Source organism: Paralcaligenes sp. KSB-10 (assembly GCF_021266465.1).
In the GTDB taxonomy this organism is placed as follows: Bacteria; Pseudomonadota; Gammaproteobacteria; order Burkholderiales; family Burkholderiaceae_B.
In genome coordinates this window covers 3,898,633-3,918,159 of sequence record NZ_CP089848.1, presented here as the reverse complement: position 1 = coordinate 3,918,159, position 19,527 = coordinate 3,898,633, and the positions used below count along the sequence as shown (strand labels likewise).

17 protein-coding genes and 1 pseudogene are annotated in these 19,527 nt (G+C 59.7%); 5 read left to right on the top strand and 13 right to left on the bottom strand.

Annotated elements, in window-relative coordinates:
• Nucleotides 1-18: 18 nt before the first annotated feature.
• Genes LSG25_RS17955 through LSG25_RS17945 form a run of 3 tightly spaced genes read right to left on the bottom strand, consistent with a single transcriptional unit; the run spans nucleotide 19 to nucleotide 3,822 of the window.
• A complete protein-coding gene (locus tag LSG25_RS17955) occupies nucleotides 19-1,974 on the bottom strand; it encodes a dipeptide ABC transporter ATP-binding protein (RefSeq protein ID WP_232742240.1) in 1,956 nt (651 codons plus the stop codon).
• Between the two features lie 8 nt (nucleotides 1,975-1,982).
• Entirely contained in the window at nucleotides 1,983-2,951 is a 969-nt protein-coding gene (locus tag LSG25_RS17950) for an isoaspartyl peptidase/L-asparaginase family protein (protein ID WP_232742239.1), read from the bottom strand.
• Nucleotides 2,944-3,822: a MurR/RpiR family transcriptional regulator gene (locus LSG25_RS17945; RefSeq protein ID WP_232742238.1), complete on the bottom strand. Its 879-nt coding sequence runs from the start codon at nucleotides 3,820-3,822 to the stop codon at nucleotides 2,944-2,946. The genes LSG25_RS17950 and LSG25_RS17945 overlap by 8 nt, the downstream gene beginning before the upstream one ends.
• A 204-nt stretch (nucleotides 3,823-4,026) precedes the next feature.
• Here LSG25_RS17945 and LSG25_RS17940 point away from each other — a divergent pair, with 204 nt between their 5' ends.
• Complete coding sequence (locus LSG25_RS17940) at nucleotides 4,027-4,899, top strand: phosphonopyruvate hydrolase (protein ID WP_232744758.1); 873 nt, start codon at nucleotides 4,027-4,029, stop codon at nucleotides 4,897-4,899.
• Nucleotides 4,900-4,910: 11 nt separating this feature from the next.
• On the opposite strand, the gene LSG25_RS17935 is transcribed toward LSG25_RS17940, so the two are convergent.
• On the bottom strand, nucleotides 4,911-6,137 hold the full coding sequence (locus LSG25_RS17935) for a TIGR03862 family flavoprotein (RefSeq protein WP_232742237.1): 1,227 nt from the start codon (nucleotides 6,135-6,137) through the stop codon (nucleotides 4,911-4,913).
• 207 nt (nucleotides 6,138-6,344) lie between these two features.
• Between LSG25_RS17935 and LSG25_RS17930 the strand changes: the two genes are divergently transcribed.
• From LSG25_RS17930 to LSG25_RS17920, 3 genes are read left to right on the top strand one after another with little or no spacing between them, the layout of a single operon-like run.
• Complete coding sequence (locus tag LSG25_RS17930; protein ID WP_370636020.1) at nucleotides 6,345-7,100, top strand: 2OG-Fe(II) oxygenase; 756 nt, start codon at nucleotides 6,345-6,347, stop codon at nucleotides 7,098-7,100.
• An 8-nt stretch (nucleotides 7,101-7,108) separates the two neighbouring features.
• A complete protein-coding gene (gene alkB / locus LSG25_RS17925; RefSeq protein ID WP_255696601.1) occupies nucleotides 7,109-7,759 on the top strand; it encodes a DNA oxidative demethylase AlkB in 651 nt (216 codons plus the stop codon).
• 6 nt (nucleotides 7,760-7,765) lie between these two features.
• On the top strand, nucleotides 7,766-8,449 hold the full coding sequence (locus LSG25_RS17920) for a 2OG-Fe(II) oxygenase (RefSeq protein ID WP_232742236.1): 684 nt from the start codon (nucleotides 7,766-7,768) through the stop codon (nucleotides 8,447-8,449).
• Between the two features lie 14 nt (nucleotides 8,450-8,463).
• On the opposite strand, the gene LSG25_RS17915 is transcribed toward LSG25_RS17920, so the two are convergent.
• The 8 genes from LSG25_RS17915 to LSG25_RS17880 all read right to left on the bottom strand — a co-directional run bounded on the left by LSG25_RS17915 (nucleotide 8,464) and on the right by LSG25_RS17880 (nucleotide 16,969).
• Nucleotides 8,464-9,438, bottom strand: a complete 975-nt coding sequence (locus LSG25_RS17915; RefSeq protein ID WP_232742235.1) for a succinylglutamate desuccinylase/aspartoacylase family protein — start codon at nucleotides 9,436-9,438, stop codon at nucleotides 8,464-8,466.
• A 239-nt stretch (nucleotides 9,439-9,677) separates the two neighbouring features.
• Nucleotides 9,678-10,400: a tetratricopeptide repeat protein gene (locus LSG25_RS17910; protein ID WP_232742234.1), complete on the bottom strand. Its 723-nt coding sequence runs from the start codon at nucleotides 10,398-10,400 to the stop codon at nucleotides 9,678-9,680.
• Between the two features lie 23 nt (nucleotides 10,401-10,423).
• Nucleotides 10,424-12,658, bottom strand: a complete 2,235-nt coding sequence (locus tag LSG25_RS17905) for a TonB-dependent siderophore receptor (RefSeq protein WP_232744755.1) — start codon at nucleotides 12,656-12,658, stop codon at nucleotides 10,424-10,426.
• A gap of 320 nt (nucleotides 12,659-12,978) precedes the next feature.
• A complete protein-coding gene (locus LSG25_RS17900; protein WP_232742233.1) occupies nucleotides 12,979-13,536 on the bottom strand; it encodes a TetR/AcrR family transcriptional regulator in 558 nt (185 codons plus the stop codon).
• Nucleotides 13,537-13,637: 101 nt separating this feature from the next.
• Nucleotides 13,638-14,108, bottom strand: coding sequence for a nuclear transport factor 2 family protein (locus tag LSG25_RS17895; RefSeq protein WP_232742232.1), 471 nt, complete (start codon nucleotides 14,106-14,108; stop codon nucleotides 13,638-13,640).
• Between the two features lie 75 nt (nucleotides 14,109-14,183).
• Nucleotides 14,184-15,053, bottom strand: coding sequence for an intradiol ring-cleavage dioxygenase (locus LSG25_RS17890; RefSeq protein WP_232744754.1), 870 nt, complete (start codon nucleotides 15,051-15,053; stop codon nucleotides 14,184-14,186).
• Nucleotides 15,054-15,087: 34 nt separating this feature from the next.
• On the bottom strand, nucleotides 15,088-16,152 hold the full coding sequence (locus LSG25_RS17885; protein WP_232742231.1) for a maleylacetate reductase: 1,065 nt from the start codon (nucleotides 16,150-16,152) through the stop codon (nucleotides 15,088-15,090).
• 19 nt (nucleotides 16,153-16,171) lie between these two features.
• Nucleotides 16,172-16,969, bottom strand: coding sequence for a crotonase/enoyl-CoA hydratase family protein (locus LSG25_RS17880; protein ID WP_232742230.1), 798 nt, complete (start codon nucleotides 16,967-16,969; stop codon nucleotides 16,172-16,174).
• A 132-nt stretch (nucleotides 16,970-17,101) separates the two neighbouring features.
• Here LSG25_RS17880 and LSG25_RS17875 point away from each other — a divergent pair.
• Nucleotides 17,102-17,217: pseudogene (locus tag LSG25_RS17875) on the top strand (acyl-CoA dehydrogenase); the annotation flags it as partial.
• Nucleotides 17,218-17,323: 106 nt separating this feature from the next.
• On the opposite strand, the gene LSG25_RS17870 reads toward LSG25_RS17875, so the two are convergent.
• The gene (locus tag LSG25_RS17870; protein ID WP_232742229.1) at nucleotides 17,324-19,483 is read right to left on the bottom strand and encodes a TonB-dependent siderophore receptor; all 2,160 of its coding nucleotides are present in this window, start codon (nucleotides 19,481-19,483) and stop codon (nucleotides 17,324-17,326) included.
• Nucleotides 19,484-19,527 lie beyond the last annotated feature (44 nt).

The window sequence follows — 19,527 nt, the reverse complement described above, 5'->3', positions numbered from 1 at the left end:
AAGGGGATGGCCCTCTTTTTATGAACAACTCCCGCCCACTTCGTGGCGAGCAACAAAATGGTCTGGCCCGAACTGCACCAGCGGCATGACCACGGGTTCGTCGCCCACCTTGCGTATGGGGCTCGGGATCTCTCCGGTCAACAAGGTGTGCGACATATGGCGGCGGCCGGGATCGGCAATAGGCACTGCCGACATCAGTTTTTTCGTGTAGGCATGTTGAGGATTTTCGAAAATGGCCCGACGCGGCCCTATCTCGACAATCTGCCCCATGTACATCACCGCGACGCGATGGCTGATGCGTTCGACCACCGCCATATCGTGCGAAATAAACAGGAACGCAATGCCCAGCTCGTTCTGGAGCTCGATCAGCAAATTCACGATCTGCGCCTGTATGGAGACATCCAGAGCGGAGACTGACTCATCGGCAATCACAACCTTCGGATTCAAGGCTAATGCCCGGGCGATGCAGATGCGCTGGCGCTGACCACCCGAAAACTCATGCGGGTACCGATGCGCCATCTCGGGCGGCAAACCGACCCTGCGCATCAGGCGCTCGACCGTGGCCTGCGCCTGGCCGCGCGTGGCAACCTTATGGATCAGCAAGGGCTCCATAATGGAGAATCCCACCGTAAGGCGTGGATCCAGCGACGCAAACGGATCCTGGAAAATAAACTGGATATTGCGCCGCAAGGCTTGTAATTCCGAACCTTCAAGATGGTCGATCTGACGGCCATTGAATGTGATCGAGCCCTGCTGGGTTTCCACCAGACGCAACAGCGAACGGCCAGTCGTTGATTTGCCGCAGCCTGATTCGCCTACCAAGGCCAGGGTTTCGCCCGGGAACAGATCGAAGCTCACCTGTTCGACCGCATGCACCCGGCGCTGCACGCGGCCGAACAGGCCGCCACGCACGTCGAAACGCGTAACCAGGTTGCGCACCGACAGAACCGGAACGGCCTTGTCGACAGCACCTGTCGGCTCCGCCGGCCTTTGATCCGAACCAGGCTGCGCGGCTGTGTCACCGGCCGGTTTGAGTTCAGGTTCAAGACCCGCCTGCGACTCAATATTCAACAATGGAAACGGCGCAGGGGAATCGGTGCCGTTCATGGCGCCCAGGCGCGGCACTGCCGCCAGCAGCGCCCTGGTATAGAGGTGCGCCGGCGCGGAAAAAATAGTCTCGGAAATGCCCTGTTCGACTTTATCGCCGCGATACATCACCAGAACGCGATGCGCCACTTCGGCCACCACCCCCATGTCGTGGGTGATGAATATCACTCCCATGCGCATCTCTTGCTGCAGCTCGCGTATCAGTTGCAATATCTGCGCCTGGATGGTCACGTCGAGCGCCGTCGTGGGCTCGTCGGCAATCAACAAAGCCGGCTTGCAGGCCAGGGCCATGGCGATCATGACCCGCTGGCGCATTCCTCCCGACAACTGATGCGGGTAACGACCCAGCACCGAACGGGCCTCGGGAATCCGTACCCGCTCGAGCATGCGCAGCGCCTCCGCATTGGCTGCCGCCGCATCCATGCCCTGGTGCAGACGTATCGATTCGGCAATTTGCTCGCCAACCGCAAATACCGGATTAAGAGAGGTCATGGGCTCCTGGAAAATCATCGCCATGTCCGCGCCGCGAGCGGTGCGCAAGATCGCCGGGCTGGCCGACACAAGATCGAGCACAGCCGAATTGCGCCGCCGCAATAATAAAGAGCCGCCTGTAATCCTGCCGCCGCCATGCTCGACCAGGCGCATCAGCGCCAGGGACGTCACCGACTTGCCCGACCCGGACTCACCGACGATAGCCAGCGTCTCTCCGAAATCAACATGAAAGCTCAGCTTGTTGACAGCCTGGACAGTCCGTTGAGGCGAGACGAACTCCACGCTCAGATCGTTGACCTGCAACACCCGGTTATCGGGAAAGTCGCCGCCCGTACCGGATTGAACCAAGGTGCCCTGCACAGCGTCGGCGCTCATGGCCACGGCTACCTGTAAATCGCGACGAAGGGTTCTTCGCCCTGTCGCAGATAGCCGCGGTACATTCCCTCGGTATTGAACGGCATCGTTACATTACCCTTGCCGTCCACGGCGATCAGCCCGCCCTGGCCCTGAATGGCCACCAGCTTTTCATGCACGACCTTCTCGGCCGCCTGTTCAAGGCTCAAGCCCGCGTAGTCCATCAGGGCGGCCACATCGTAGGCCGCAACGACACGGATGAACATTTCCCCCGTGCCGGTCGTGGAAACGGCGGCCGTGCGATTGGCCGCGTAACAGCCCGCGCCGATAATCGGCGCATCGCCCACGCGACCGATCTGCTTGTTGGTGACCCCCCCGGTCGAGGTGGCGGCGGCCAGATTGCCACGGACATCAATCGCCACAGCGCCCACCGTGCCGAACTTGCGATCGGGATCGAGCGGCGCCTCGGCTTGGGCCTGAACCCGAGCCGCATCGTGGTCCAGAACCGCCTGGCCTGGAAATTCGTTTACGACGCGCAGCCACTGTTCCCTGCGTTGCGGCGTGGAAAAATAATGATTCTCGACCATTTCAAGGCCTTGCGAAAGCGCAAAATCTTCGGCGCCCCGGCTTACAAAGAAAACGTGGTTGCTATGCTCCAGCACCGCCCGTGCGGCCAATACCGGATGCTTGATGTGTTCCACATTGGCAACCGCACCGCTGTTGAGCGAGGCGCCATCCATAATCGCGGCATCGAGCTCGTGCGTGCCAGCGCTGGTGAACACCGCCCCCTTGCCCGCATTGAACAAAGGGCAATCTTCAAGCAGGCAAACCGCCTGGGCCACGCAATCCAGCGCGCCGCCCCCTTTGGCCAGCACAGCGTGGGCCGCACGCAGAATGCCATCGAGCGCCGCGCGATATTGGCGTTCGGCCTCGCTGGACATGACCGCGCGCGACAGGGCGCCGGCACCGCCGTGAATGGCCAGTACGGGCTTAACCATTTGAATCTCCTTCGAATACCAGCCAGGGCATGACCGACACCGCCAAACCGGTGGCGGACTCAAGAGTATCTTTCGCCTTGTATGCGGTGGCGGCGCACAGGGCTTCCACCAAACCCAGCGCCGCCGTTTCGGAGGTGGCGCTGAAACGGCGCTCGCTGCCGGCATACAACACGACAGAAGCATCCGGCGCAAGAGGCGATGTCGGCCGGTCGGTCAACAGCAGTAACGAGGCGCCCGCTTTCTTCGCGGCACGCCCCAAGGACACGGTATCGGTCAAGTACCGCGGAAAAGTGATCGCAATGACCAGATCCCTGGACGTCAACCGGGACATCCGGCGGGCCGCATGCGAGGCGCCGCCGGCGGTAGCCAGGCATTCGACGTAATCGCAAGACGTGCACAAGCCCCTTTGCAACAGGGCCGCCAGAAAGCCGCTGCCGCCGAATCCGACCGTGAATATCCGTTCGGCCGATAGGATCAGGTCGACAGCGCGCTCGCAGACCTTGGGGTCGAGCTTGGCCTGGGTTTCCTGGAAATTATGGATGTCTTCCTGCAGCGATGCCAAAAAGACCTCGGCCACCCCGGCTGGATGCGCCAGTTCGGAGCGCAGCTTTTCGATGGGTGCCAAAGCCGCCTGGAACCCACGTGCCAGTTCGGCGCGAAAATGCGGGTAGCCCTGCAAGCCCAGATGCCGCGCAAAGCGGTTTGCCGTGGCCACCGATACCTCGACAGCACGCGCAAACTCGTCGATCGTCATGGTGGCGACCTTGAACTGATGGGATAGCACGTAATCGGCCATGCGCCTTTGCGTGCTGCTCATTGTGGCGGAAGTCTTTAGAACGCGATCCGCAATCGTCAAGGGGGTTGAAGCCATGGCGTATGAAAACCCTTGCTTTGGTTTATGTAATTTAATTTACACGAATGATAAATTAAGAAAATTCATTTTCATAATGGGGTTAACCACTAATGCCTGGCACTCTGTTTGCCTAGTTCGTATATTCAAATCAGCCAGACGGCACACTAGGCATGGGTCATGTTTTAATCCACGGCACGCTGTCGATAAACAGGAGAAATCGCAATAACCAAGAACCAGGCCCTGCGCGCCGCTTTGTCCAACGGCAGGCTTTTCACGGCAATGTCGGCGCACAACCCTCTTGCGGCGAAATTGGCCGAGGAGGCCGGCTTTGACGGTATCTGGGGCAGCGGCTTCGAGCTCTCCGCCAGCTATGCCCTGCCGGATGCCAGCATCCTTTCCATGGCAACCCATCTGGAGATGATGCGCGCCATAGCCTCCGTGGTGTCGATCCCCCTGATTGCCGACATCGATACGGGCTTTGGCAACGCTGTGACTGTCGGCTACATTGTTCCGCAGTATGAAGCGGCCGGGGCCTCCGCTATTGTCATGGAGGACAAGACTTTTCCGAAGGACACCAGCCTGCGCGCGGAGGGGCGCCAGGAACTGGTGCGCGTCGCCGAATTCCAGGGCAAGATCGCCTGCGCGATCGCTGCACGCAAAGACAAGGATTTCGCGGTGATAGCGCGAGTCGAGGCGCTGATCGCCGGCCTGGGCCAGGAAGAGGCACTCAAACGTGGCCTTGCCTATGAAGAAGCCGGCGCCGATGCGATCCTGATTCATTCAAAGCAGCAGACCCCTGACGAGATACTGGCTTTCATCCAGGCATGGCCGGGCAAGATTCCCCTGGTGCTGGTGCCCACCGCCTACCCACAGCTCACGGAAGCCGATATTGCGGCACTGGGCAAGGTTGGCATCGTGATCTACGGAAATCATGCCATCCGTGCCGCAGTGGGGGCAATGCGAGCCGTATTCGCCCAGATTCGCCGCGATGGCGGCATCCGGGAAGCGGACAAGACCCTTCCTTCGGTCAAGGAGATCATTGCCCTGCAAGGCGATGCACACATGCGCGACCTGGAGAGCAGATTCCTTCGGTAATTACCAAGCAATCATTGATCCGGCGGGATTCCCAGCCAACGCAATACGCCCAGACCCGCCGCGCGGCCGCTGGCAAAACAGGCGGTCAACAGATAGCCGCCGGTCGGGGCTTCCCAGTCGAGCATCTCGCCCGCGCAAAATACGCCCGGTAAAGCCAGCAACATGGAGTCCCGGTTCACTCCATCGAACTTCACGCCGCCGGCCGTGCTGATCGCCTCGTCCAAGGGGCGCATGCCGTGCAGCCGCACCGGCAAACACTTGATGGCCTGCGCCAGAGTTCCGGGATGATCAAAGGCCGTTCTGGGCAGGCATTCACGCAGCAAACCGACCTTGACGCCGCGCAAGCCCAGGCGGCTGCCAAGATGGCTGGACCAGGATCTCGCTCCGCGCGGCCGGGCCACTTCAGCCAGCACCTGAGCCGGATCGCGCCCCGGCAGCAAGTCAATGTGCAATACCGCGGCCTCTTTGGCCAGCACCGTGGCGCGCAATGTTGCCGACCAGGCGTAGATCAGCCCGCCTTCCAGGCCATCGGCCGTTACCATGCACTCGCCGCGGCGCATGCCGAAGCCGCCCGGTGCCATGGCAATCGACTTCAGTGGCTGGCCGGCAAACCGTTCGGCAAAATAAGGGCTCCAGTCCGCCACAAAACCGCCATTGGCAGGCAGCAGGGGCGCCACGGAAACCCCTTTCTGCGCCAGCGGCGCCTGCCAGGCTCCGTCCGACCCGAGCCGCGCCCAACTGGCTCCGCCCAAGGCCAGCACCACCGCTTCCGCACGGCGTGTCACGATACCCTGGGGCGTATCCAGTATCAGGGCGCCATCATCGGCCCAGCCGCGCCAGACATGCCGCGCATGCACCGCTGCACCGCCGGCGCGCAGCCTCTGCAGCCAAGCCCTCAGTAAGGGAGCTGCCTTCATCTCTTTGGGAAACACGCGGCCCGACGATCCGACAAAGGTTTCTATCCCCAGATCATGCGCCCATTGCCGCAAAGCGGTGGCGTCGAACTGGTCCAGCCATGCCGACACGTGCGGCGCACTGTCGCCGAACCTCGATCTGAATGCGGCATCCGATTCGCTATGCGTCAGGTTCAAACCGCCGCGGCCGGCGAGCAAGAACTTGCGGCCCACTGAAGGCATCGCATCGTAGATATCGACACGCACGCCGGCCCGGGCCAGTGTTTCGGCCGCCATCAAACCGGCGGGCCCACCGCCTATTACGGCTACGGAGCGAGAAGACATGTCATGGAAGGAAATAAGTCCGGCCAGAGAAGGCCCTGGAAAAATCGTACGGTAGCATAATAAAGCGAAAATTCGGCAGCAAGAGACGGGGTGTCGACCGCCGGCCATTTCCGTAGACTGTATGGCACTCGGAACAGATTTCAACGGAGCTCCATCCTGAACATCACAACGGCCCAAACCTTTTCTGAACGGCAGGCACTGCAAGCGATTCCCGCAGGGCAGGCCGCCGACGAAGCATTTTCCGCCGCACAGCCCAATGACATAAAGCTGCGCATCAATGCTCTCGACTGGAATGCCGCGGCGCATTCGCTGGATCAATACGGCAATGCGGTGCTGCCCCGGTTGTTGACGCCTGCGGAGTGCCGGGCGGTGGCCGCGCTGTATCCGAACGACGCCCTGTATCGATCCCGCATCGTGATGAGCCGCCATGGATTCGGCCGCGGCGAATACAAGTATTTCCGTTATCCGCTGCCTGAGCCAATAGCCCGGCTGCGCTCGGCCATCTACCCGCATCTCGTGCCGATCGCCAATCGTTGGAACGAAGCCATGCGCATTGCAGTACGCTTCCCCGATGCGCATACGGACTTCATCCGACGCTGCCACGAGGCGGGCCAGACTCGCCCGACGCCGCTGCTTCTGGAATACGGCCCGGACGATTACAATTGCCTGCATCAGGATTTGTACGGCGAACACGTGTTTCCCATACAAGTGGCGATTCTGTTATCGCAACCGGGCGAAGACTTCGAGGGCGGCGAATTCGTCATGACCGCCCAATCGTCAAGCCGGCCCGCTCGCGCCGATATCGTCGCCCTGGACCAGGGAGACGCCGTAATATTTACCGTCAACACCCGGCCGGTGCCCGGAAAACGCGGCATCAGCCGACTTGCGATGCGTCACGGTGTAAGCCGGGTGCTGTCGGGACGGCGCCATACACTCGGCATTATTTTCCATGACGCGCGGTGAGGCCGTTCGTGACACTTGATCTATTCGAATTCGACTCCACCCTTTCCGGCACCGAGTGCATGGGCAGGCAGGCCTGTGTGTTGCGCGGCTTCGCCGTGCCATGCGCGCCCGATTTGCTGTCAGCGCTGGAGACCATTCAAAAATCCTCGCCATTTCGCCATATGGTGACACCGGGCGGATACCTCATGTCGGTCGCGCTGACCAACTGCGGGGCGATGGGCTGGGCCAGCGACCGGCATGGATATCGTTACACGCGGCAAGACCCTGAGTCCCGGCAGGCCTGGCCGCCGATGCCCGACTCTTTCCTGCGCCTGGCGCGCACTGCCGCGACGGAAGCGGGATTCGCCGATTTCGAACCGGATGCATGCCTCATCAATCGCTATCTGCCCGGAACGCGCCTGTCGCTGCACCAGGACAAGAATGAAAAAGATCTCGAAGCGCCCATCGTTTCGGTATCGCTGGGAATTCCCGCTGTCTTTCTTTTCGGCGGACATGAGCGCGGCGACAGGGCCGCACGCGTGCCGCTCTTTCACGGCGACGTGGCCGTGTGGGGCGGAGTCGATCGCATGCGCTACCACGGCGTGATGCCGCTCAAAGAAGCGGACCATCCTTTACTGGGCGCCCAACGCATCAACCTCACCTTTCGCAAGGCGGCTTAGGCCTGTATGTACCACTGCGCGCAACTATCGTCCGAACTGGACAAGCAGGGCAGCGCCGTCATTCCCGGCTTGCTGACCGCTGAAGAGTGCCTGAACCTGAGCAGCCTGTACGAGCGCGCTCATTCTTTGCGCGCCCGCCCCGGACCGGCAGCCGAGGGCTTAAGCCTGGAGGAGAAATACTACTTCGATCCAGCCCTGCCCGAGCCGGTCCGCACTTTGCGCGAGTATCTCTACGAACAATTGGCGCCCATTGCCAATCGCTGGAAGACGGCAATGGGACATGCCGGAGTCTATCCGGCTCATCTGCAGGCATGGCTGGACCAGTGCCGTCGGGCGGGACAAACCCGTTCCTTGTCCGCCTTGTCGCGTCATGGCGAAGGCGATTACGAAGCACTGCATCGGAATGCAAACGGCACACTGGTGTTTCCCTTGCAAGCCGTCATCCTGCTATCGGAACCGAAACGCGACTTTACCGGCGGCGAACTCGTCATGACCGAACAGCGTCCGCGCATGCAATCGCGCCCTATTGTCTTGTCCCTGCGCCAGGGCGATGCGGCCGTGATTGCGGTGCATGACCGGCCATTTCAGGGAGCCTGCGGCATCTACCGCGTAACGCTGAAACACGGCGTCAGCCGCGTACGATCAGGCCGGCGCTATGCCCTTGATCTGTTGTTTCATGACGCGCCCTGAGGGCACTCCGCAGCCTAGGTTCGCAAAACCCGATCGCTCGCGACGGCAAAATAAAACCACTCGTTGCCCGGCAAGGCTTCCGGGTTGGGGAAAACCACAAAACCGTCGCTCGGCGCCCGAACTTCCTGGCCCGCATGCCGGCGGCCGATGAGCTGACCTTGCTCGACCGGATCGAAACTCGCCCAGGCGCGCGCGAACTCATCATCGGCATGATCGCGGTCGATCACATCCATCAGGTGCAGTATCTGGAAATCCTTGCGTGGCGGCGCCAAGGGCAGCGGTGCCATTTCAAGCAAGGCCAGGGTTTGCCGGATCGCCTGATAAGCCACCGCGGGAGCGTGCGGATCGTCGTGCTGGCCGCACTCCAGCGTAACGCCATATCCGCCCCGGGTACGCAGATATTCCACCGTGCCTGTGCCGTATGCCGCATCGAGCAATTCGGGCGACGAAGCAGGCCGCTCGTGACGGCGCCGCCGCACCCCCTGCTCGTAGGCTTCCATCCAGCCTTCCAGCACCCGCCTGGGCCCCAGGTGGGCAGCCAGGCGTTCTTCCGGCTCGGCCAGCGAAAACGGCTCAAGCGCACCGTGGTTGTTGCGCGGCCCCAGCATCACGAACGGCTGGCCGGCGGTATGGAAGGAATGCAGGTCCAGCAGTACTTCATGTGCTTCCAGCAGGGGGCACAAGGCATCGGCCACCCTGTCCTCGAAGTCTTGCGGATCGGCGCAACGGCGCAGGTTGCGATTGAGGTTGCGCTCTCCTTCGCGGGCGCCACGATGGTACGCCATGGGATTGGTGACGGGCAGCAGGCTGAGGCGGCCGCGCGTAATGGCCAATTCGCCGCTTTGCAGCTCATCGAGCACACGCTGGATGGCGCGCGTGCCACAGGTTTCATTGCCATGCACGGCGCCCAGCACCAAAAGCGATGGCCCGGGCCTCAATCCGACAAACTGGTGTACGCGCAGGTGGGTGGGTTTGGGCGGCATTGTCATGGCTCAGGCTTGTAGTTGGGAAGAATTGGGCACAGTGTCATGGTTCGGTGGCAATACGCATTTTTCAATAAACGGTAAACGGCTATTCCGGCGGGCGGGCACAAAGCCCGTCCCTACCAAAGCACTTGGCCCGGCCACGCTACCGTGTATCGAATTTTCTTAGTATACAGAGGGTCGCCGTTTAATCACATTCAGCCATGCTGGATCATAAAGCTGCCGGGTTCAGGCAAAAGATCCCGTTAAACGGCCAGGCTCCGCAATTCGTGCTGCGCCGCGGTAGCCAGGAATTGCCGCATTTTCTCCAGAAAGGCCGGCGTTGCCGTTTCCGGAACACGCCGCATCCATGCAAGGGCTTCAGGCATTCTGCCGCGCCCGGCCAGCAGGCGCGCATAGTTGAACTGGCCGCGAAAATCGCCGCCTTCGGCGGCCAGGCGGTAGTATTCAAGCGCAGTGTCCGCGTCGGGATCGGCCTCCCATCCGTCTTCGTAAAAGCCTCCCAGAATATTCAGCGATTTGACATGACCCAAATCGGCGGCCTTTTTCAGCCAGGCCAGGGCTTGCACCCGATCGGCTTTTACGCCGCGCCCCAGCGTCAGGGAGGTGGCATAGTTGTACATGCCCCAATCCAGTCCATATGCAGCCGAGCGCCGGAACCAGTATGTTGCAATGGCCATGTCGGCTTCAATTCCCCAGCCATTTTCATAGCAGCGCCCCACCAGATTCATGGCCATTGTATTGTTGCGGCGAGCGGCGGCCTTGAACCAGTGCAGCGCCTGCCCAGGGTTGGCTTCGACGCCTTTTCCTTGCAGGAGCCGCTGGCCATAATGAACCTGGGCCTCGACGATTCCATGCTCGGCGGCGGTGGCCAGCCAGCGGGCCGCTACCCGCGGCGGGCCATCGAGTATGGCGGCAAACTCTTCGGCGGTGGCCGCGTTGAATTGTTGAATGCTTATTTTTTCCATGGGAAGACCGGATAATCGCGGCGTCAATAAGCCAGGCTCACATTAAGAATCGCGGATCGCCCGGGAGCAATGCTGGCGTAGTGCGCGGCATAAGCCTGGTCGTAGTAAGTCTTGTTGAACAGGTTGAATACGTTCAGCTGTACGTTCACATGCTTGTTGACCTGATAACCCGCCATGGCATCAAAGCGCCAGTAGGCAGGGATGGACGCCGTATTGGCGGCATTGCCATATTGCTTGTCCACAAAGTACGCGCCGGCCCCTACTGTGAGTTTTGGCAGGACTTTGTACGTAGTCCACAGGCTGAAGCTGTTTTCGGGCGTGTTCGGAAAGCGATTGCCCTCGTCCATGGCGACGCCATCGTCCTTGATCTTGCTGTTCAGATAGGTATAGCCGCCGAACACATTCCATTTGGGGGTAATCGCTCCTGAAATACCCAGTTCCAGGCCATCCACCTGTTTTTTACCCGCCATGGCGTAATTGCCGTCTGGCATGGTGATTCGCGCATTGACGGTCTCTGTGCGGAAAATCGCCGCGGTCAGGCTCATGCTTTTGTTCAGCACATCCCATTTGGTGCCGATTTCGTAGGTCTTGTTCTTTTCAGGCGCAAGATCCGCAGCATTGAGCCCGACGCCATTACGGCCAGGGGTAAGGGATTGCGATTCGCTGCCCTCGCCCAGGGTCGAGTTGGCGGGCGTCGAGGAAGTCGCGTACGAAATGTAAATGCTGCCGTTCTCGACCGGCTTGTACACCAGGCCCAATTGGTAGTTGAACAGCGTGTCGTTGCGGCGGATGACGGCGAAATTATTGGCCGGAGTATTGGTGAACTCCGTTGAATAATCGTCAATCCGCGCGCCGATGCCCGCTTGCCATTGTTTGTTGAACTCAATGGTATCGAAAGCATAGATGGATTTGGTCGTGGTTTCGGATTTCGTATACGCCCCCGCTGCCCCGCCATTCAAGGTGTTTACCCATGGATCGTCCGGATTCGGACTGTACAGACTGGTGCAGTTGTAGGCCGAGGCGGCGCCGATACCGGCATTGCAGCTTGTTCCTGAGCCGCGATTGATATTAAGGCTATCTTTGCGCCCCCGCTCCTGCGACAGTTCGATACCGGTATTAAAGCTGTGCTTGAGTGATCCGGTGGAGAATTTGCCCACGAGCTCAGTCTGGTTGGCCAGGCTGTTTACATCGCTGACACGGGTATTGGCGCGGCGCCATACTTTGCCGTTCAAGACATTGCCCTGGCTGTCGTCGGGCTGCGTCCAGACATATCGCTGATCGGAATAGGTATAGCGGGTCGTGTTGCGCAATGTCAACTTGTCGGTGAAGTCGTGTTCGATCCCGATGGTGGCCATATCGCTGGTGGTTTTGCGGAAATCGCTGCTCAGTCCGTAAAAATTGTTGCGATCGACATTCGCGGGGCCGGTCTCCGAAATGCCCATATAGCTGCCGTCGCGCTTAACCTTGCCGCTGGGATACGCATACGGAATACCGCTATCGGGTACATCGTCGGTTTGCAGATGGTAATAGCTGAGCGTAACGCGGGTAGGAGTGTGCAGCCCGAACGTAATGGTGGGTGCCGCGCCCCAGCGTTTGTTATGGACCGTATCGCGGCCCGCCACATCGGCATCGTGATACATGGCGTTCAGGCGAAAGCCCGTGGTGTCGGTCAACAGCCAATTGCTGTCCACGGTGCCGCGATAATAATTGTCGGTGCCGATTCCCAGGCTTGCGTTGGTGAAATTCGCGGCCTTGGCGGTCTTGCTGATCAGGTTGATGCTTCCGCCGGCGCCACCGCGGCCGCCGTAGGCGCCGTCGGAGCCTTTGACGACTTCAACCTGTTCAAGATTGAACACCTCGCGCGTAGTCGAACCGATGTCCCGCAGGCCATCGATATATGTGCTGGCCTGCGCGTCATAACCGCGGATGAAAGGACGATCGCCCAAGGGGTTGCCGCCCTCGCCCGCTCCGAAGGTAATCCCGGGAGAATTGCGCAATACATCAGTCAATGAAGACGCAGCCTGATTCTGGATCAGCTCTTTGGGGATGATTTGAACCGATTTGGGCGTGTCGACCAGGGGCGCCGTGAATTTTTCCGAGGCTGATTGCTTGACGTCATACCCACCCGGCATGTCGCCATGCACCTGTACCGGCGACAGCTCCGCCACGTTGTCAGCCCCTGTTTTCTGGGCAATCGCCGAGAAGGAAGTCAGGAACAGGGTCGGTGTCGCAAACGCTGTGGCAAGGCCTCCCGCCATATGGGCCCGCAAGGAAGAGGGGGGACGAATCTGATCAGACACTTGGCTTTTTCCGTATTAGATATGAGAATCATTATTATTTAGAATTACGCATTCTAACGGAAAAGTCACAAAAAGTGACTACCCACTGAAAATTTTCTGAAAAATAACTGGCTGCTTCAATGCCGAGGAGAAAACTTGCCGCGGAATCGGACCAGAAAGAAGGCCTGCACAAAATCAGGGGTCAGGAATGGCCTCTCGATTCTGCAGACTAATGAACACCCGGCGAACCATTCGCAGGGGAACGCCGCAGCTCACCTGCGGGACAGGGATGCCGGCGGCTAAAGAGCCAGCCTTCGCTCCATGCGGTCCAGAGCACGGACAAATATCTCGGGCTCGTTTCGGGCACGCGCCAGCACGAGCGCCCCTTGAATGACGGCCAGGATTTCCTCTGCCAGCTCCTTGGCGACAGCATCGGCGCGGCCAGTGCGCACCAGCGCTTCGTGCAGCGAATCGGCCCAGGCGGCGAAGTATCCATCCACCTGCGCGGCAAAGCGGTCCCGCTCGCAGCCAAGCGCGAAGACGCCAACCAGGCAAACTTTGCGCCCAGCCAGGAAATAGCGCCGTACCTCGTCAAACATGGCGGCGATGCTTTTTGCCGCGTCATTGCCGGATCGCAGCGGGTCGAAAACATGGGCGCGGAACCAATCGTCGATTTCGCCGAGGACGGCGGCGGCCATTTCTTCCTTGCCACCAGGGAAAAAATGATAAAGGCTGCCTTTACCTAATTTGGTGCCTTCGGTAATCCGGGCCAGGCTGGCGCCCTCGAATCCATAAGCGCGGAAAATTTCCGCCAGTACCGGTACCACGTCGCTGCGCTCGGCGATCATTCTTGCCATGATGTGTTAGCCAAATTCCAGAGGCCGGCCTTTGCCGGACCGACTTCTTGTTGATCTGCTTCTCCGAGCGGTGCGGGAACCGCCCGGCCGCTCGAACCCTATCAAAGACCAAGTTCGCCAAGCCCAGGATGATCGACGGGGCGTGCGCCCAAAGGCCAGTGAAACTTGCGGTCCGATGCCTTGATGGGAAGGTCGTTGATGGACGCATGGCGGTTCTTCATCAGGCCGGATTCATCGAACTCCCAGTTTTCATTTCCGTATGAGCGAAACCAGTTGCCTGAATCGTCATGCCATTCGTAAGCATAACGCACCGAAATCCGGTTGCCGCCAAAAGCCCACAGTTCTTTGATCAGCCGGTAATCAAGCTCCTTGGCCCATTTTCGATTCAGAAAGCCGACCACCGCCTCGCGGCCATGGGCGAACTCGGATCGATTGCGCCAACGGGTGTCGATTGAATAGGCCAGCGAAACCTTTTCCGGATCGCGCGAATTCCAGCCGTCCTCGGCCTGCCGTACTTTGAGCGTGGCCGATTCCTGAGTAAACGGGGGGATCGGGGGACGAGTCGTCGTCATGGCATTTACCTTCCTAGTCAGTGAAAGAAAGCCAATTGTACTGATAGGTACTTATTTTACCAAATGGTACATAAATCAATTGCCGGAAACAGGATTGAGTACAAAATCGAAATCCAGCGTGTAGAACGGCTTGTCGCAGCGCTTGCCATCGGGCCCCATGCCCGCCGGGTGGCGGACCCAATCCGCAATCAGGGACGATCGCACACCGAACACGGTATCCGAATCGAGATAGTCGCCGCCACGTCTGAAGACATGCGTCACCAGCCGTTCGAAACCTGGCGCCGTAATCATGAAATGCAGGTGCGCGGGACGCCAGGGATGCCGGCCCAGGGCGTCGAGCATGCGGCCGACCGGTCCATCGTGAGGAATCGGATAGCATTCGGCCACAATCGACCTGAAATGAAAATTTCCCCGCGCATCGGCATTCAGCACACCACGTCCTTGATGCTCTTTCAGGTCCGGGTTTTGCACATCATAAAGTCCCTCTGCATCGGCCTGCCAGACTTCGAGCGTGGCATTGGGCACCCCTTGGCCATCGATGCCGACCACTCGGCCGCTGACAAAGCACGGCTCGCCTTTCATGCCATTGCCGATGTCGTCGCCCAGCGCGTAATGCGGCGCACCTTCCACATGGAACGGGCCAAACACCGTCGCTTCGGTGCAGCCGGCCGGCTTGCGGTGATTCTGCGCCGTTACCAGCGTCGACAGGCCCAGCGTATCCGAAAGCAGGATGAATTCCTGGCGCGAATCGCTGCAGGAATGCCCCACCTCGGTCAGGAACCGGATCGCGGCCATCCATTCCGGCTCTGTCAGTTGAACCTCGCGTGCAAACGAGTGCAAATGCCGCACCAGGCTGTTCATGATTTCTTTCAGCCGCGGGTCGGTGGCATTGGCCTGGCGGGCCACTACGGCTTCGGTGATGGTTTTTTCATCGAGATTATGCATGTCATTCATTCCAGAAACTTCTCATGATGATTTTTCAAGCCGGGCGCGTGCCGTCGAAGGCCGCCTGCAATAGTTCGCGGACGGCGACGCGCTCGATCGGACGCGGATTCCAGTAGGGGTTGGCCAGTGCAATATCGGCAGCCCGATCCAGGTCTTCGGCCCGCATGCCGAGAGCACGCAACGACGTAGGCGCCTGGTGCCCGCGCGCCAGATCAAACAGGGCAGCGGCAGCGGATGCGTCCGGCCGATGCAGCGCGCGTGAAATGCACCGCATGGCATCGGGTGCCGCCTGGCTGTTGTAGGCAATGGCATGCGGCAAAACCACGGTGTGGGTTTCCGCATGCGGCAAATTGAAACTGCCTCCCAGGGTATGGCAAAGCTTGTGGTGCAGGGCCATGCCCACGCTCCCCAGCACGGTGCCGCATAGCCAGGCCCCATACAGGCATTCGCCGCGCGCATCCAGATCAGTGGAAGATTTCGCGATCTGGCCCAGGCCATCGGCCATGGCGCGGATGCCTTCCTCTGCCATGAGGGACATCACCGGATTGCCATCCCGCGCATACAGTCCTTCAGCCGCATGCGCAATGGCATTGATCCCGCTCGTCACCGACAGACCCACAGGCAATCCCACGCTCAATTCAGGATCGTAGATGACGGTACGCGGCAAGACACGAACATCGCGGCCGGTTTTCTTGATGCCAGCCTCGGTCAGGCCGAAGATGGGGGTCATTTCGGAGCCAGCATAGGTAGTGGGAATAGCCAGGATCGGCAGGCCCGAATCCAGGGCAATCGCTTTCCCCAGGCCTGTCGTGGAGCCGCCACCCACGGCCACGGCACAGTCCGCCCCAAGGCGGCGCGCCGTTTCCCGCGCTTCGCGCACGGTATCCATGGGTACATGCATCACGGCCCGATCATAGATACCGGCCGCGCGAGCCCCTAGTATCTGCGCCACATGCTCGGCCTGTTTGCGCTGACCCGGCGTGCACAACACCAGCGCGCGATGCGCGCCCAGCAGATCGATTTCCTGTTCCAGCGCGCGCAAGGCACCCAGGCCGAATATCACGCGCGAGGGCTGCGAGCTATAGACAAAACTTTTCATTATCGTGCGAGGCCTTGGTTTATTTTGCTTTTTTCGCCGCCCGTTTTTGCATGAACGCCTCGACGGCCTGAGCGTGGTCTGCCGTCTTGTGCGCAATGGCTTGAAAGGCGGCCGATATCTCAAGCAGCGTATCGAGCCGACTATGCTGCCCTTCACGCAACAGGCGCTTGCTCATGCGAACCGCTTCGGGCGGGTTGGCTGCAATGCGCAACGCCATTTTGTGGCATTCGGCCAGTAATTCGCCTTCAGACACTATCTTGGAAATCAATCCCCATGCCAGGGCTTGCTGCGCGTCGATCGCGTCTCCGGTAAGCGTCATTTCGGCGGCGCGCGACATCCCGATCAGACGAGGCAGGAACCAGGCCCCGCCATCACCCGGCACAATGCCGAGTTTCACGAAACTTTCGGCGAAAACCGCCCGTTCACAGGCAATGCGAATATCGCACATGCAGGCCAAGTCAAAGCCGGCCCCGATAGCCGGCCCGTTGACCGCGGCAATCGTCGGCACTTCCAGATTGTATAAAGCCAGAGGCAATCGCTGTATGCCTTGCCGATATTCGTGGCGCAACGCAGCGCTGTCGAACTCAGGCTTGAGCTGCCGCTCCATTTCGGCAATATTCCCACCCGATGAAAAAGCCCTGCCCGCTCCGGTAATAATGACGGCGCGCACGGCCGGATCGGCCTCGATACGCTGGAATGCCGACAGGAATGCATCCACCAGCGTGTTGCCCGTCAGGGCATTGCGGGTTTCCGGATGATCCATGGTCAGTGTCACAATGCCATGGTCATCCTGCCGGAAATGGAGTATTTCACTCATGCTGAACCCTTGTATTGAAAATATAATGCGATGCTACACCTCACCGGGTAACCATGATAGATGCGCCGGACCTCATTGAAATCCAGGCGGAAGATGAAGCGCTGCGCCACGAAGTACGGGCGTTTCTGAAAGAAAGCGCAAAAGCGGTTCTATTTGCCGCGCATTTGCAAAGCCGGGGCGTTTTTCTGCAAGGCTTGAGCGAGCCTGATTCAGGCTCGAACCTGGCCGGCATCAGGACACGGGCCATCGCGAAGGAAAATGACCGGCTGTTGAACGACGCCATCGATCTGGCCGAACTTGCCGCGGCAAGTTATGCGCACTTGCCCGCCGGCCTCCCGGCCGAGGAGCCGCGGCCTAGAATCGATAACTTGCGCTGGCAACAATGCTGCGCTGTGCCCCATACCAGCAATCGCCGCGACCCAGGCAGGTACTGACATACGATTTATTGAACATGTTGTTGACGTTCAAGGCATAACGCCATGACGGGGTTTCGTAGGCAAGCATGGCATCGACCAGCGTTACCGCCGGCGTCTTCGGCGCATGACCATCCCTGAATGAGCTTAGCCAGCGCACCCCGGCACCCACCGAAAACCCGCTCACCTGAGCTATGGAGAAGCGGTACTTGCCCCATACCGAAGCCTGATGGCGAGGGATGCCCTCCAGCTTGGAATCCAGGTCTATATAGCTGTAGTTGGCAATGACGCTGAATTTGCGTCCTATTGCTGTCTTGAGCTCGAGCTCGAGGCCTGTGGTTTTGGTTTCACCGGTTTGAAGCCGATTAAGCGGATTGCCGGGGTCATTGACTTGCCGGTTCTCTTCCCGCAGTGAATAGGTGGCGACGTTGAACATTGTCTTGCCGTCATGCGACTCGTATTTCAGGCCCCCTTCGATCTGCTTGCCACGCAAGGGCTTGTAGCGCTGGTTATAAAAATCCAGCCCAGCCACCGGAGTGAACGACTCGCTATAGCTGACATAGGGCGAAAAACCATTATCGGCCGCATACATCAAGCCCAAACGCCTGGTTGTTGCGGTGCTGACTTCGTCGTCCTGACCCTCCAACGCGGCCACCGAACGGTCGTAACGCAGGCCGGCCACCACAATCCAGTTGTGGCCAAACTTCAATTGATCATGGATATACACGCCCGTATCCGTTTGCCGGGACACCGGATCGTCCGTCATCGCCGGCGGCGTGAAGCCTCCGTATACCGGGCTATATACATCGATCAACGGCACCGTCCCGCCCAGGTACACGGGTGTGTCGTAGCCCGATTGTTTCGTTTGCTTGGCGCGTGCGGCATCGAAACCCACCAGAATGTGGTGCTGAATGAAGCCGGTCTGGAATTTTCCTTCCAGGTGCTGATCGGCCGCCACCATATTGACCCGTGTCAGCGTGGCGTCGGCAAAACGCCCGAACAGGCGCTTGTTTACAGGGTCGCCAGCCCAACCTCCGGGCAAGGTAAAAGAATCGCCGTACAGGGTGCGATAGTCGACCTTGTTCTTTACCCAGCGGAAATTCTGGCGCACCGTCCAGTTGTCATTGAATTTATGCTCGAACTGCCAACCGAAGGAAGATCGCGTGGAGTTGTAGCGATCCCAGTCGGGCTCTCCGATGAATCGATGTTCGGGTATGGCGCCGTTCGGATTGTCGAGCACCACGCCTTCCCAGGGGAAAAACTGTGAACTCGAACCCGACTTGTCGCCCTGCCACAGACCCTGCAAGGTCAAGGAAGTGCTGGCACTGGGGCGCCACATAAGCGAAGGCGCGACCATCAGGCGATCATCGGGCACATAATCGACTTGTGTATCCGCTTTCCTGCCCAGGGCCACGATGCGATACAGCCATGTACCGTCATCGGTCAAAGGGCCGGTCAGATCGGCCTGTATTTGCTTGCGGTTATTGCTGCCGTAGCTGACCCCGACCTCTTTTTGTGATTCAGGCAAGGGCAGCTTGCTGACCATATTCACCACGCCCGCGGTGCTGCCCTGCCCATACAGCATGGATGCCGGGCCTCTCAGAACCTCGATACGCTCCAAAGAATAAGGCTCAGTGCGGGTTGTGCTGGTGTACCAATTGTAGTTTTGCCGCAAACCGTCCAGATAGACGCTGGGCTCCGACCCCCTGATCCGAAATGAATCGGTTCGCGAATCGAGACCATAGGCATCGGATCGCACACCCGCCGCGTAGTTCAAGGCATCCTGAAGACCTTGCGCGCCCTGATCGGCGATTTCGTCGCGGGTGACGACGGTGACGGCTTGCGGAGTCTCGATAAGCGGCGTATCGGTCTTGCTGGCTGTCACGGCATTCCTGGCGATATAGCCCGAAACCGGCGTTGTTGCGGTTTCCGGCTCGCCCTGGCCGGTAACCGTGATGGTTTGCAGCGTTGCCGTACCGCCCCTGCCTGCGGCGTCGGTGCCTTGCGCGGCAACGGGCTGGCTGAACACGGCCAGCACGGAAAAGACATTTACGGCAGCCAGGGCGACGACCCTGGATCGAACGGGGACTGCATGGCGCATCGTAATTTCCCTTTTTACCGGCTACTTTTGGTTTTGATTTTTAT